Raw genomic sequence first — 13213 nt, forward strand, 5'->3', positions numbered from 1 at the left:
CTTCGTCCGCGTTTCGTGGAAGCGCTTTCGTGCGGCGCCGCCGGAACCTGTATGGCATCGAGCTTGAATCGAGCTGGGCAATCTGCCCGGAATTGCGATTCGACGTCGTTCGGATGATCCCTTCAGCGACGAAACCCCGTCTGTCGGTTAAAGCGTCCGGCGTCTCGGGGCGGCTACCGGCATATCACCGGAGTTCGCGAGCGCCGTTTGCGCGTGCAAGGGTAATTCACTGGGCTCGGGAGCCAGGCGATGTGGCGAAGGTTATGGGTGCCTCTGTTCGGCGCGATCGCGGCGGTTGCTGCGTCGCCGGCCTGCGCCGCCACGTTCTGCATTTCGACCGTCGGCGGAATCCAGTCGGCGCTGATCATTGCCGCGAACAACGGCGAGAATGACATCATCTCGGTGGTCGGTGGTGCCTATTCACTGACCGCACCGCTTACGTTCAACTCGACCGAGACACGCAGCCTTGCGCTCGAAGGCGGGTGGAACGCCGGATGCACGTCAAGGACGGGTGCCGAGACCGTGCTGGGTGGACAGAACCAGGTGGCGATCCTGGACATCTTCAGTGATTCCGGAAGTCTCTCCATCCTTCACCTGACGATGGCGGGAGGTCGCTCGACCGGGAGTCTCGATGCGCCGATCGAACTATCGGGGAACACGGGCGATGTTCTCGTTGAACTGAACCAGTTCATCGGCAATCGCTCCGTGGCCGGAGTCGGGGCCGTGAGCGCCTACGCAGGAAGCGGCCACCTTCGCTTTCGCAACAACCTCGTGGTCGGTAATCGCGGTGCGGTCGTCGGCGGCGCGTTCCTGATCCAGGACAGTGGCGAGGCCTGGGTCACCGGGAACACGATCGCCGCGAACATCGCCGACCAGACGGATACGGTCGGTGGCCTGGTCATCACCGGCAATGGCCATTTCAGCCTGTCGGACAACATCCTCTGGAACAATGCCGGAACGACCAATGTCGATTTCCGGGCGAACTCGACGCATAGCCGCTTCCACAACGACATCGGGCTGCTCGGCAACGGCACCGCCGCGGATCAGATCCTCGGCGAACAGTACGTCGACCCGATCTTCGAACCGTGTTCGGGCTTCCTGTGCCTGAGTTTCAAGCTCAGCGGCACTTCGCCGCTGGTGAACGCCGGCTTCGACGCTCCGGCCGGCGGCCAGTCGAATACCGACCTCGCCGGCGCCGCGCGCTTGATCGGTACCCACGTCGATATCGGTGCGTATGAGAGCGATGTGCTGTTCGCTGACGATTTCGACCAAGTGGTCGAGAATGGAGGCTGAGCGACAAGGCTGTCGCCCCCACCACGGGTGGATGCGGCCATTTTGTCAGCGCGCATACCCTCCGCGACGCTCGTTTACCTGCGTTCCGACGCCAGGTTTGATGTGCTGGCGCAGCCATTCGGCAAATTGACTTTCCTGAAGGCTGCCTTCGGCGAGGGCGATGTAGCGCGGATATAGATCGAGATCTTCGGCATCGAGCAGGCCCCCGTTCAGGACGATGAAGGTTTCGCAGGCGACCGCAGCCGTGCGTTTGTTGCCATCGATGAAGGGGTGGTTCCGGGCAAGGCCGAAGGCGAGACTTGCAGCGAGCTCGGCGAGATCCGGTGGAGGGTCGCCATAGGCTTGCAACTGCTGGGGTCGGGCCAGCGCGGAAACGAGCAAAGCCTCATCGCGCACCCCGCTACCACCGCCATGCTCGGCCAGTTGGCGTTCGTGAATCGCGATGGCCAGCGCCCTTTCGATCCAGATGATCACGGGTGTTCCTACTGCGCCAGCTTGTGCAGGAGAGTACGGCGCTTGCGCATGATGTCCTCGGCGACTTCCATCTGTCGCGCCAGTTCAGGGTCGTAGGTGGTCAGGCGGATGCCGTCCGGCGTCTCCAGTGCAAACAGCTCGTCACCTTTTTCCAGACGCAGGCGTGCCAGCAGTTCGCGCGGCAGGATCACGCCGGCCGAATTGCCGATGGTGGTGATTTTGAGTTTCATGGCGGGCTCCTGAGCGGGTTATAACGCATGTTATATCGCGCAGGGAGGCTGCGTTGCAATGTCAAGGGACGGAATCGTTCGTGGATGGACCGGCCCCGGTGCATGAGTGCAAGGCGGAAGAAGTCTCCTGCGCTGATCCCTCGGAGCCGTTCGGGGGCCCTGGCGTGAGAATTGCGGGTGCCCAATCCGGCCAGGGCCTTCCGGGATAGAGTGCGGCGGGTTCGGTATCGACAGGGGCTGTCAATCCCGGTCCGGCGCACCCAACGGGAAATACGAGCGGAACGGGCGGGCTTCCTCGACCGCGCGGGCGAACGAGGGGCGTTCGAGCAGGCGGGCGCGGTAGGCGCGAACGACGGGGCAGGATTGCGGAATCCGGTGCGTCCAGTCCGCGTAGAACAGCGACGGCGCCGCGGCGCAGTCGGCCAGGCTGAAGGCGTCTCCGGCGGCCCAGGTCTTGCCGGCGAGATGGCCTTCCAGCCAGGCGTAGGCGCGTTCCAGTCTTTCGACGGCGATGGCCAAACCTTCTTCCCTTTTCATCGGCAGCCTGCCCAGCGCGCTGTCGACCGCCACCTGCATGGCATCCATCACATGCAGGTCGAAGAAACGATCGAGGAAGCGCACATCGAGCGCGGCCATCGGATCCGCTGGCAGCAGGGCTACAGGCCCCGGATGCGCGATCTGCAGGTACTCGATGATGATGCTCGCTTCGGCGAGGGTGCGCTCGCCGTCGACGAGGAGCGGAAACTTGCGCAGCGGCCAGCGTTGCAGCCAGTCCGCCGTATGCTGCGGCGTGTCCGGGCTGATGCAGCGAAACTCGAACGGAATCTCGTTTTCGTACAGCGCGATCAGCGACTTTTGCGTGTAGGAGGAGAACGGGTGGCCGTACAGGGCAAGTGACATGGGGAGCTCTCAGGTTCCGGACGCGGTGAATGATAGCCGTGGTCTGCAAAAAAGGCCGCAGACGGCAGCGGGGAGCAACGGTTCGCGAAAAATCCGTCGATCGAGATCCGCGCCGGCCTCGGCTCGTTTTCCCTGGCATCGAACCGGGGCGCCGCGCGGCGGTCCGGTCCTTGCTCGCCTTGGGTAAAATGCGCTGTCCATGCCTGCAAGGATTCTTCCAATGGCCGATGAAGGCGCGAGCATTTTCGAGGCACGATTGCTGCAACCGGCAAACCCCGGCAAGGGGGATTCCTGGGCGTTTCTCGTTATTCCGAAAAGTGCGAGCGACACCTTGCCGAGGCGCGGCAGGACGACGGTCGATGGCACCCTCAATGGCTGTTCCTTTCAGGCAACGCTCGAGCCGGACGGGCAGCTGAGCCACTGGCTCAAGGTCAGCCGGAAATTGCGCGAGGCGGCCGGCGCTGAAGTCGGCGACCTGGTGAGCGTGAGCATCGTGCCGGCCGAACCCGAGCCGGAGCCGCAGCCACCGGATGATCTGCAGGAGGCGCTTGCCGCCAGTCCGGCGGCCCTGGCGACCTGGAACGAGACCACGACCATCGCGCGCATCGACTGGATCCACTGGGTCGAATCCGCCAAGCAGGCCAAAACCCGAAAGAGCCGCGTCGATGGCGCCTGCGACATGCTTGCTTCCGGCAAGAAGCGCGTGTGCTGTTTCGATCAATCCGGCTACTACAGCAAGAGCCTCAAGGCCCCGCAGGCGGCCGGGTAGCGACATCCGTTCCGCGGAAACGCAGCGGGCAGGCCAGCCAGCCCTCCCGACATCGGCAAGGCCAAGGTTTGGTCGGCATCGCGGGCCAGGGGCAGGCCGCGGGCGGGAGGGAACATCTGCCCGCGAGAGGTCGAGTGGACGCCGACCCGCGTCGCACGTGCGATCGGCGGAACTCACCGATCCACTCCAGCCGGTTCCTTGCAATGCAGCCTACGCGTACCGCCCGATAGCAAGGAATCAAGGCCCAGGCGGCTTTGCGATCGGGGCGTTGAAGCCTGGGAGTCAGTCGCCTGACCCGCGGATTCGCCCGCCTCCGTCCCGTGCCCCCGACGAATGGCGCATCGCGACTGTGCTGCAAAACGCCGCTTGACCGCTGAGGGCCGCCGCCCCGGCCGGTCCGGCGGTACCCGGGATGAAGTTGGCCGGCATCTTGCAAGCGCCGCATCGAGGACACGTCACAGGCGCGCCTGAACGGCGCCCTCGACGGCCTGGCTGAACGCCCTCCTGGTGGCGGCCCGGCACGATCTTCTTAATGGGAATTGTACTCATACCATGCTTTTATGTCGTTTTCCATATAAGCTAGAGGCCTTCAGCATGTCCTTTGCGGGTGGCCTTCCGTGATCCCTGATATCGTTGAAGGCGCTCTCGACAAGACCGAGTCCGGCCTGCGGGCGATCCTTTCCGCCCAGGCCCGGGTCCGCGCCGTCATCGCCTTGCCAGTCGTCATCGTCGAGGCCCTGCTCTATTTGACGTCCCCCGAAGGCGTCGCCAGTCGCCTGCTCGCATTGACCCTGGGCTATTGCGCCTACGTGGTCGCCATGCACGTGCTGGTCCACCACCGCAAGTCGGTGCCGGCACACTACCTGCTCGTTGCCTCGGCGGTGCTCGATCCGCTCGCCCTGTCGGCCTGGCTGGTCGTGATAGGCGAATACGGCAGCATCATGGTCGGCTTTTACCTGTTTACGATCCTCGGCTTCGGCTTTCGCACCGGCCGGCCGCTCATGCACCTTTGCCAGCTGACTACGATCGCGAGTTTCCTGCTGGTCTTCCTCAGCGTGCCTTACTGGCAGGCCAATCCGACGGTGTGGGTCGCCCTGATGCTTCCGCTGGTGGTCGTGCCGATGTACGCCGGCGCGTTGATCAAGACCCTGCGCGAATCGCGGGAGCACGCCGAGCGCGAAAGCCAGGCCAAATCGGCCTTGCTGGCCAAGGTCAGTCATGAGTTGCGTACGCCGCTGACCGGCATCATCACGGCGACCGAATTGCTGGCGGCCGAGGTTGGCTACGAGACCGTGACCCGGCGTACCGACACGATCCTCACGCTGTCGAACGAGCTGTTGCGCGAGATCAACGAGCTGCTCGATGTGGCGAAGTTCGGCGCCCGCGCGGCCGAACTCCATCTCGCGCCATTCGATCTGGCCGAGAAGATGCAGATGGTGCACGACGCCCTGGCACCGACCGCCGCCAAGAAGGGCACGTCATTCTGCGTGGCGCTCGATCCGGCCATCGTCGATTGGATCGATACCGACGCGCATTATCTCGGCCGGGTCATGCTCAATCTGGCCGGCAATGCGGTCAAGTTCACCGAGCGTGGCCAGGTCAACGTAGCCGTCGACCTGCTCGAGGAGACCCCGCTCGAATACCGGTTGCGCTTCAGCGTCGAGGATACCGGCATCGGGATCCCGGAATCGTTCCATGATTCGATCTTCCAGCCGTTCGCGCAGGTCGAGCAGGGTGCCGGACGTCGATTCGGTGGCACCGGCCTCGGCCTGGCCTTTTCCCGGCAGATCGTCGAATTGATGGGCAGCGAGCTGCTGTTCGAGAGCAAGCAGGGCAAGGGCAGCCGGTTCTGGTTCGACGTAACCCTGCCGCGCAGCAGGGCAGCGGACGCCGAGGTCGAATCCGCCCCGACGCCCGCGGTCCAGCAGATTGTCAGCGGCTTGCGCATCCTGGTCGCCGAAGACAACGAGACCAACCTCATGCTGCTGCACGAACTGCTCGTCGGCGACGGTCATGAGGTGACGACCTGTGCCAGCGGCATGGCGGCGCTCGATGCGCTCGCCGAGCAGGACTTCGATCTCCTGCTGCTCGACTACAACCTCGGCGACATGGACGGCGTGCGCCTGTTGCAGACCTATCGTTTCGGCCGCATCGATGCGGCGCCGGCCATGTTCCTGACCGCCGACACGTCGCAGCAGACCGCCATCCGCCTGCGCGAGTGCGGCGCGGCGGGCGTGATGTACAAGCCAATCACCCTGGCCAGGTTGCGCATGGCCATCCGCGATCTTGGCAAGGCGGTGGACACCGGAGAGGGATTCGCCGTTTCCGATCCAACGCCGCCGGTCGATGCGGGGCCGCGTCAGTCAAGGCCGGTACTGACTGCCATCGTGGCCAGCCCGATCGACGCGAGCGTCATCGAGGAGCTGAAGCTGGTCAGCAATCGGCCCGAGTTCTTTCCCAACCTGCTGCTTGAAGCCTGCAGCGATATCCAGCGCAATGTCGGGCAGATCAGCGTGGCGCTGGCGGAGCGCCACTATGCCGCGGTGCGAGACGCGGCGCATGCTCTCAAGGGGGTCAGTGGTGATGTGGGTGCGGTTCGTCTGGTTGCGCTGGCAGGAAATCTGATGGCCGCAACGCGCGAAGAACTCGAAAATGCCCATGTACGCTGGTCGGCCGATCTGGCCGAGGCGACACGAGCCACCGTCACCGCTCTGCAAAAGGAGTTGCCGGAAGGTACGGTGGCCTTGTCAGTCGACGCGCCGTCCTCGCTGCATCTTGACTAGCATTTCCATGACGCGCAGTTCCTGCGGGCCGAGTTGCATGGCGGTCTCGGTCCACTCGTCGACCACCGTGTGCAATTCCTTGAGGTCCAGCGGTGCGATCCGGTGGCGGCTGCGCTGCAGCATCAGGCGGGCCTGCCGATGCTTGGCATGCTCGGTGATGAAGCGCTCGACGGCCCGCTCGCCTTCGCCGGTCGGACATACCGCATCGATCACGCCCATTTCCTTGAGCGCAGCCGCGCTGTAGATGCGTCCGTCGCCGAGCATGCGTTCGGCGGCGCGAGCGCCGATGCGCTGGGCCAGCAGGCTCATGCCGCCGGTGCATGGGAACAGCCCGAACAGGATTTCAGGGAAGCCGAACTCGCTGTGCTCCTCGGCGATGATGAAGTCGGCCGCGAGGGCGGTTTCAAAACCCCCGCCAAGCGCCCGCCCCTGCACGAGGGCGATGCTGGTCGCCTGCTTGCCGAGCGCGCTCGACCACTCGAACAGCATGTCGGCACAGGTCAGCGAATAGCGATGCAGGCCGTCACGGTCGCGACGCTGGATGCAGTCGTGGAAATGGGCCAGGTCGCCGCCGAGATTGAAGTATTCCGGGTGCGCCGAGTTCATGACCGTGTAGTGGATCGGCCGCAGGTGCCCCTGCGACGGCCAGGTCGCGCCACGCCGCTTCATGAGCTGCAGCATGTCCATCAGGTCGTCGATCAGCGGAGGCGAGAAGTAGGGCGGATTGCCGTCGATCGAGCCGGGCAGGGTGATCCACAGGGTGTTCTGTGGCCCGACATCGAAACGCGCCTCGACATGGCGCGCAGCCGGTATGCTGGGAAAAGCGTGTACAGCGTTCATGGTGGCACTCTCCTGGATGAAAAGAGCGCCTCGGCATGAAGCGCTCAGGTGATAGTTGACACGTCCCCGGCGATGTTTTTGGTGCGCAATTCGTGCTCCTTGGAAACTGCCAGGGCCACATTGGTCCCGCCGAAGCCGGCGGAAAGGGAAACGGCATGTTCGACCGGCGTGTCGAGCCAGGGGCGATTGGCGACATGGCGAAGCGCGCACTCCGGATCGACCGCATCCAGATGGGCGGTCGCCGGCAGGAACGAGCCCTCGATCGCCAGCACGCAGGCGGCGAGTTCGATGGCGCTGGCGCCACCGAGCAGGTGGCCATGGATCCCCTTGGTCGAACTGACGGGCAATTGATCGGTTGCGTCGGCGAATACCTCCCGAACGGCTGCGCTCTCAACGGGGTCGCCGCCGCGGGTCGCGGTGGCGTGTGCGTTGTAGTAGCTGACCTGGTCTGGACGCAACCCTGCGTCGGCCAGTACCGCGCGCAACGCTGCAGCCTGGCCCTGGGAATGGGGTGTGCCGATATGATACCCATCCGAAGCGATGCCGTATCCCGACAAACGACAATAAGCGGCAACACCGCGCTTTTCCGCGTGGGCGCGTGATTCCAGCATCAGGAACACCGCTCCCTCGCTGAGCACCAGTCCGGTGCGGTCGAGCGAGAACGGCCGGCAGCTGCGCGACACGTCGTTCGGGTCCGCCTCGGCGAGCGCGCGCAAGCCGCTCCACAGGGCGACGAAGGTCGGTGTCAGGGCTGCTTCGGCGCCACCGGCCAGGGCCAGGTCGAGGTAGCCGTCGCGGATGGCCCGCGAGGCTTCGCCAATGGCCGCGCCCGACGAAGAACAGGCGCTGCTGTTGGTGATCACCGGCCCGAGGATCTTGTGCTTGATCGAGATGAGCGCGGGCGCGGCATTCAGCATGCTGGCCATGATCGTGTAGGGCTTGGCACCCTCGACATGGTCGACGTGGAACTGGCGCACCCAGTCGTGCTCGGTCTTGACCCCGCCGCCGACCGAACCGTAGTAGAGGCCGGCGCGCTGGGCGTGGTCGGCGAACTGCTCGATGCCGGCATCCGCCATCGCCTGCCTCGCCGCGAGCATGGCGATCTGGCTGCAGCGGTCCATGTAGGGCAGTTCGAGCTTGCTGAACTCGCTGCTGAAATCCTTGCCGATCACGCCAGCCGGTATGCGGCGCGAAAGCTGGGGCGATTCCCAGAGCTGGATTCCGGATCGGTTCGACAGCAGGCTCTGGCGAAATTCGGTCACGTTCAGGCCGACCGGCGAGAGGATGCCAATACCCGTGATCACCACATCGCGCGCGTGGCCGGCCATGTTCAGGCGCGAACCTCGAGGTTGCGGCGGACCAGCGCAACCACGTCGCCGAGCGTCGCGTCGCGCGGCAGGGTAACGTCGTCGAGCTTCACGCCGAGCTGGTCCTCGACCTCCATCATGACATCCAGGACCATCATCGAATCGAGCCCAATGTCGCGAAGGCGCGCGTCGGGAATCGCCACGTCGGCCGCAATGTCGAAGCGCTCGGCAAGGAAACCCTGCAGCGTGGCGAGTATGTTTTCCGAATCGGGAATGCCCATGAAGTGTGGTCCGGTTGTTGGGAAGAATTGCGCATGCGAAGTTCGCGCCAGATTGCGTCTGTGCGTGCTCGGTCCAGCCGAGTCGGGAGAAACAGATGAATTTCCAATCCGGTCAATGCCGGATCGGCATCCCTTGCAAACTTGCATTTTCCGGCAGATTAGATGCTTTGTATAGTAGTGATTTCGCGGTCCGGATGAATGCGTTGGGGCGGACTGGCACCCAACGCGTCTGTTGCCGAATTGCAAGTGTAAAGCGACATGGGACTGGCGGGACGTATCCGGGTCAGCGCGGGTTCCGAGGCCATGTCGGCTGAATCCCATGCGCATGCGACATTCCTGCAAGATCCCGGTAGATTGGAGCCGAATTTCTGGCGCTCGTGCCCGTCTCTCGGGGGCGCGAACGCAAAGGAGCCATGCCGATGATCCGACTCAACATCCTGTATCCGAACACGCCGGGCACCCGATTCGATATCGACTACTACCTGGCAACCCATATGCCGATGGCGAAACGCCTGTTCGGCGATGTGCTGAAGGAAGTGACCCTCGAATACGGCATGGCAGGTGTCGAACCCGGTTCGCCGCCAGCGTACATCATGTCCTGCCACATGCGTTTCGAGTCGATCGAGGCATTCATGGACGCCTGGTCGCAGATCGGCGAACAGCTCGGTGGCGACATCCCGAACTACACCGACGCGGCGCCTTTGATCCAGTTCAGCCGCATCGTCCCGTTCGACTGACTGTCGTCTGCAGGTGGGGTCCTCGCAGGCGCGTCGGCCCGGATCCGGGCGCAAGTGAGCTGGCGAGACCACCTTCGTTCCCGCTCGGCCAGGTCAGGGCCGAGTGCGCGGCATCGGCGGGTCGGCGCGCATCGCCTGCAGTTGCCCGATGGGTGCGCGCGGTATCCAGCCCCACAGGCAGGCCGGGAGGATCACCACGACGACGCACTGGATCCGGTTGCCGCCGCGGGTGTCCCAGTGCTTTTCAAAGGTGCCGTTGCGCACGAAAGCGCCGCCCAGGGTTTCGCCTTCCGGCACCCAGCGACGATTGAAGCGCGTGCTTCGGTACGGCAGTGCATCGAGGTGGTCAAGCGGATTCGACGCGAACTCCGGCGCCTGCCTCGTCGTCGAGAATGGGTCGGTCGGCTCCACTGGCGCCGGGTCTGGCAGGACCACCCTTCCTGCGGAATCGAACAGGTCGGGTGAGCGCGCGCGCCGCGTTGGCGCAGGGCGCCGGCGGTCCAGCCTTGGCGTCACGGCCTGACCCTGCCTTGTTTGCGACTTCTCCCGGCCGATTGTTCGCTGCACCCGCGAGGTTTCCCGGTTCAGGGCGGGCGCCGGCAACACAGATGCCACGGGCGGCGCGATCGAGTCATCGATCAGGCGAGCCTGGATGGCGGATGCCACGGACGGCAAGCCCGGTTCCGATCGGAGCAGTGCCTGCAGGGCGAGAAAAAACAGCAGGTGCAGGCAGCACACGCCGAGTATGCCGATGCCCTGGCCGTAACGCCGCTCATCGATGAAACGGCTCGCAGGCAGCCAAGTCGAAAGGCGCCCATTCGAGTGCGAACAGCGCTGCCCGGCAGGGCACCGGCATGGCGTGATCCGGTCATTCATGTGTTGTCGGTCGGCGGAATGCGGTAGACTCAGAGCGACAATTAATTATCGCAAAACAATAATAAATTGTTAAGTAAGGACAATCAAGCCCGTCGCGAGGTGTTCCCGCATGCCTGCATCCCTATCGCCCCCTGCGGTCGCTGCCGACGCCATCGACCGACCCGCGCGCCGGCTTTCCCGAACCTGTCTTGTGCTTGCGTTCGTCCTCGTGCCGGCGGTCGCGGGCGTGCTCGCCCTCGGCTGGCCGGAGAGTCTGTCTAGCGCGATGCCCGAACTCGGCGCCAACGTCGATCTGGCAAACCTGCCACGCTGGCGATCGGGTTTGATCTTCGTGCTGGCGTTGATTCCGGCCCTGCTGATGGCGGCGGCCCTGCTGGAGGCCGGCCGCTGCCTGGCCGCATTCGCGCGACGGCAGTACTTCAGTGCGGAGACGGTGCGCCACATGCGCCGCTTTTCCGCCTGCGTGTTTTGGGCCGCGATCAGCGGTGTCGGGGTGCCGACCCTGGTGATCCTGATCGCGACCACGGCCGGTCCGGGACCGGCCACGCTGACGATCAGCCTCGGTTCTGACGACCTGTTCCTGCTGCTGTTCGCCGGAATCAGCTGGCAGATCGCCAGTGTGCTTGGCCGCGCAGTTGCGCTCGCCGAAGACCACGCCCAGATCGTCTGAGCCTCATGCCAATCGTCGTCAAGCTCGATGTCATGCTGGCCGAACGCAAGGTGCGCTCGAAGGAACTGGCCGAGTTCATCGGTATCACCGAGGCCAACATGTCCCTGCTCAAGCAGGGCAAGGTCAAGGGCATCCGCTTCGAAACGCTGGCCAGCATCTGCGCGTACCTGCGTTGCCAGCCGGGCGATCTGCTGAAGTTCGAGCCGGAAGACACGGCTGAAGGGTGACTCCAGGTTGCACGGTGGCGGCGGCCGATGAGTCCGCCGCGCGCCACGACCTCCAGGGAGCCTCTGAACAAGTGGCACAAACGTCACGACGCCTGCCTGCGCGCAGATCGCGGCGCGCCGGCGAAGACAGACTGGCCGTCTTTCGAGTCGGCGCAACAAAGAGCTGCGCGCAGGCAGGCGTCGCCAAACCGATTGATTAACATAGAAGAGGTGGCGCTCAGAAGGCTCGCCAAATGCACCGCGCGGCTCGTCAAGGCAACCAGCCTTCACTTCGCCACGCAGCACATTTGGCAAACCTTCTGAACGCCATGACGATTGCGCCACTTGTTCAGAGGCTCCCTAGCCGCGCCAGCGAATCACTACTGCTCGGATGCGGGCTTGGACTCGGTCGGTTCGGGCCCGGGTGCTTGCTCCGCTGCCGACTCCCGGCCTGCGCGGACCACCGTAACCGTGCAGTTCGCCTCTGCGACCACGCGCGATGACACGCTGCCGAGCATGCGCCGCACCCCGGTCACGCCACGCGCGCCCATGATCAGCTGGTCGATGCGGTTGCTGCGCGCATAGTCGATCAGGGCATCGGCGACCTCGCTGGCTTCGAGGACGTGGAAGGTGATGCGGTGTTCCTCGAGCGGCAGCGAACGCGCCCAGTCGCGCAATGCGATCAGGCGCTTGACGTGGCGGCTGCGGCCTTCGATATCGAGGGTGGGCTCGATGCCGATGCGGGCGACGCGCAATACGGTGACACAGGCCAGGCGCGAATCGGCGGCGGTCTGCACGATGCGCGTGGTCATGTCGCGCAGGGCATCGTCGAGGGCGCGGTTGGTCTGCTTCAGGTCGATGGCGGTCATGATCAGCGGCGCGCCGCGGGTCGCCACGGCCTTCTTGCGTTCGATGGTTGCCCGCGTGCCGAGCGCGGACAGCCAGTGCAGGGCACGCGCCAGCGGGCCACGACCGCCCAGGCGATCCGCGCGCGAGGTCAGCGGCACCTGGTCCGGATGCTGCAGGTCGAAAGCGAGTTGCGCCGCGCTGGCGTGGCGGCGATCCGGATCGACCTCGAGGCAGCGCAGGATGATCTCCTGCAACCAGCGCGGCACGGCCGGATTGAGCTGGCGCGGCGCGGGCGGTTCGTCATGGAGTCGGCGACGCATGCCGGCCGTGCCCGCGGGCGCACCGAATGGCAACTTGCCCGTGGCCAGCTGGTACAGGGTGACGCCGAGCGCGAACAGGTCGCTGCGCGGTTCGTCACGCACGCCGAGTACCTGTTCCGGGGCGATGTAGGGCGCGGTTCCCATCGGTACATGGAACTGTTCGGCAAGCAGATCGGGCAGGTCGGCGTGATGCGACAGGCCGAAGTCGAGCAGCACCGCGCGCTCGCTTCCGTCCCGGGGATCCGCCTGCAGCAGCACGTTGCCGGGTTTCACGTCGAGGTGGACGACGCGTTGATGATGCAGGTCCTCGAGCGCGAGTGCGGTCATCGCGCCGATCGCGGCGACCCGCTCCGCCGCCAGTGGCAGCCTTTCGAGCAGCGGCTGCAGCGTCTCGCCGTGCATGCGCTGCATGACCAGCCACGGCTGGTCCTCGTACTCCCCGCTGGCGACGTAGCGCGGCACGTGCTCGCCGTCGATCATCGGCATCAGCATGCGCTCGACTTCGAAGCTGACCACCTGCGACACTGCCTCGCCGTAGTCGATGCGTGGCAGCTTCATCAGCAGTGCCATCGTGTGGTCCGGATGGGTCACGCTCCACAGGCGCGACATGCCGCCTTCGTGCAGTGGTTCGACCAGGGTGAAACCCCCGATCGTCATGCCAGGCTGGAGTTTCACCGG

The 13213-nt window shown here is 64.9% G+C and carries 14 protein-coding genes; 6 read left to right on the forward strand and 8 right to left on the reverse strand.

All coding sequences use genetic code 11. The features are described 5' to 3' along the window. Positions 1-249 precede the first annotated feature (249 nt). Positions 250-1293: a choice-of-anchor Q domain-containing protein gene (locus BM125_RS15305; protein WP_139225047.1), complete on the forward strand. Its 1044-nt coding sequence runs from the start codon at positions 250-252 to the stop codon at positions 1291-1293. A gap of 45 nt (positions 1294-1338) precedes the next feature. Here BM125_RS15305 and BM125_RS15310 read toward each other — a convergent pair whose 3' ends face one another. The 3 genes from BM125_RS15310 to BM125_RS15320 all read right to left on the reverse strand — a co-directional run bounded on the left by BM125_RS15310 (position 1339) and on the right by BM125_RS15320 (position 2897). Continuing rightward, positions 1339-1767, reverse strand: a complete 429-nt coding sequence (locus BM125_RS15310; RefSeq protein ID WP_092409543.1) for a type II toxin-antitoxin system death-on-curing family toxin — start codon at positions 1765-1767, stop codon at positions 1339-1341. A gap of 8 nt (positions 1768-1775) precedes the next feature. Beyond that, the gene (locus tag BM125_RS15315; protein WP_092409545.1) at positions 1776-1997 is read right to left on the reverse strand and encodes an AbrB/MazE/SpoVT family DNA-binding domain-containing protein; all 222 of its coding nucleotides are present in this window, start codon (positions 1995-1997) and stop codon (positions 1776-1778) included. A gap of 240 nt (positions 1998-2237) precedes the next feature. Next, on the reverse strand, positions 2238-2897 hold the full coding sequence (locus BM125_RS15320) for a glutathione S-transferase family protein (RefSeq protein WP_092409547.1): 660 nt from the start codon (positions 2895-2897) through the stop codon (positions 2238-2240). Between the two features lie 220 nt (positions 2898-3117). On the opposite strand from BM125_RS15320, the gene BM125_RS15325 reads away from it, so the two are divergent. Continuing rightward, entirely contained in the window at positions 3118-3666 is a 549-nt protein-coding gene (locus BM125_RS15325; protein ID WP_092409549.1) for a YdeI/OmpD-associated family protein, read from the forward strand. Between the two features lie 617 nt (positions 3667-4283). Beyond that, positions 4284-6449: an ATP-binding protein gene (locus BM125_RS15330; protein ID WP_092409551.1), complete on the forward strand. Its 2166-nt coding sequence runs from the start codon at positions 4284-4286 to the stop codon at positions 6447-6449. Here BM125_RS15330 and BM125_RS15335 read toward each other — a convergent pair. The 3 genes from BM125_RS15335 to BM125_RS20285 are packed head-to-tail and all read right to left on the reverse strand — an operon-like array spanning position 6414 to position 8877. Continuing rightward, positions 6414-7289 (reverse strand): crotonase/enoyl-CoA hydratase family protein, encoded by an 876-nt coding sequence (locus BM125_RS15335; protein ID WP_092409553.1) that lies wholly within the window; start codon positions 7287-7289, stop codon positions 6414-6416. The two genes, BM125_RS15330 and BM125_RS15335, sit on opposite strands and share 36 nt — an antisense overlap. A 44-nt stretch (positions 7290-7333) precedes the next feature. Further along, positions 7334-8617 (reverse strand): beta-ketoacyl-[acyl-carrier-protein] synthase family protein, encoded by a 1284-nt coding sequence (locus BM125_RS15340; RefSeq protein WP_092409555.1) that lies wholly within the window; start codon positions 8615-8617, stop codon positions 7334-7336. A 2-nt stretch (positions 8618-8619) separates the two neighbouring features. Beyond that, complete coding sequence (locus BM125_RS20285; protein WP_175498118.1) at positions 8620-8877, reverse strand: acyl carrier protein; 258 nt, start codon at positions 8875-8877, stop codon at positions 8620-8622. Between the two features lie 419 nt (positions 8878-9296). Between BM125_RS20285 and BM125_RS15350 the strand changes: the two genes are divergently transcribed. Further along, complete coding sequence (locus BM125_RS15350) at positions 9297-9614, forward strand: EthD family reductase (RefSeq protein WP_175498119.1); 318 nt, start codon at positions 9297-9299, stop codon at positions 9612-9614. Between the two features lie 93 nt (positions 9615-9707). On the opposite strand, the gene BM125_RS15355 is transcribed toward BM125_RS15350, so the two are convergent. Beyond that, positions 9708-10280 (reverse strand): hypothetical protein, encoded by a 573-nt coding sequence (locus BM125_RS15355; RefSeq protein ID WP_139225048.1) that lies wholly within the window; start codon positions 10278-10280, stop codon positions 9708-9710. 319 nt (positions 10281-10599) lie between these two features. Between BM125_RS15355 and BM125_RS15360 the strand changes: the two genes are divergently transcribed. Next, complete coding sequence (locus tag BM125_RS15360; RefSeq protein ID WP_139225049.1) at positions 10600-11160, forward strand: DUF2975 domain-containing protein; 561 nt, start codon at positions 10600-10602, stop codon at positions 11158-11160. A 5-nt stretch (positions 11161-11165) separates the two neighbouring features. After that, complete coding sequence (locus tag BM125_RS15365) at positions 11166-11387, forward strand: helix-turn-helix domain-containing protein (RefSeq protein ID WP_092409565.1); 222 nt, start codon at positions 11166-11168, stop codon at positions 11385-11387. Between the two features lie 359 nt (positions 11388-11746). Here BM125_RS15365 and BM125_RS15370 read toward each other — a convergent pair whose 3' ends face one another. Beyond that, on the reverse strand, positions 11747-13210 hold the full coding sequence (locus BM125_RS15370) for a bifunctional serine/threonine-protein kinase/universal stress protein (protein ID WP_217647891.1): 1464 nt from the start codon (positions 13208-13210) through the stop codon (positions 11747-11749). Positions 13211-13213 lie beyond the last annotated feature (3 nt).

Source organism: Dokdonella immobilis (assembly GCF_900115085.1).
GTDB lineage: Bacteria > Pseudomonadota > Gammaproteobacteria > Xanthomonadales > Rhodanobacteraceae > Dokdonella > Dokdonella immobilis.

Excerpts from the sequence above, each read along its gene's own strand:
- BM125_RS15305 (WP_139225047.1), top strand. The coding sequence starts at position 250 with ATGTGGCGAAGGTTATGGGTGCCTCTGTTCGGCGCGATCGCGGCGGTT.
- BM125_RS15315 (WP_092409545.1), bottom strand. The coding sequence starts at position 1,997 with ATGAAACTCAAAATCACCACCATCGGCAATTCGGCCGGCGTGATCCTG.
- BM125_RS15320 (WP_092409547.1), bottom strand. The coding sequence starts at position 2,897 with ATGTCACTTGCCCTGTACGGCCACCCGTTCTCCTCCTACACGCAAAAG.
- BM125_RS15325 (WP_092409549.1), top strand. The coding sequence starts at position 3,118 with ATGGCCGATGAAGGCGCGAGCATTTTCGAGGCACGATTGCTGCAACCG.
- BM125_RS15335 (WP_092409553.1), bottom strand. The coding sequence starts at position 7,289 with ATGAACGCTGTACACGCTTTTCCCAGCATACCGGCTGCGCGCCATGTC.
- BM125_RS15340 (WP_092409555.1), bottom strand. The coding sequence starts at position 8,617 with ATGGCCGGCCACGCGCGCGATGTGGTGATCACGGGTATTGGCATCCTC.
- BM125_RS20285 (WP_175498118.1), bottom strand. The coding sequence starts at position 8,877 with ATGGGCATTCCCGATTCGGAAAACATACTCGCCACGCTGCAGGGTTTC.
- BM125_RS15350 (WP_175498119.1), top strand. The coding sequence starts at position 9,297 with ATGATCCGACTCAACATCCTGTATCCGAACACGCCGGGCACCCGATTC.
- BM125_RS15360 (WP_139225049.1), top strand. The coding sequence starts at position 10,600 with ATGCCTGCATCCCTATCGCCCCCTGCGGTCGCTGCCGACGCCATCGAC.
- BM125_RS15365 (WP_092409565.1), top strand. The coding sequence starts at position 11,166 with ATGCCAATCGTCGTCAAGCTCGATGTCATGCTGGCCGAACGCAAGGTG.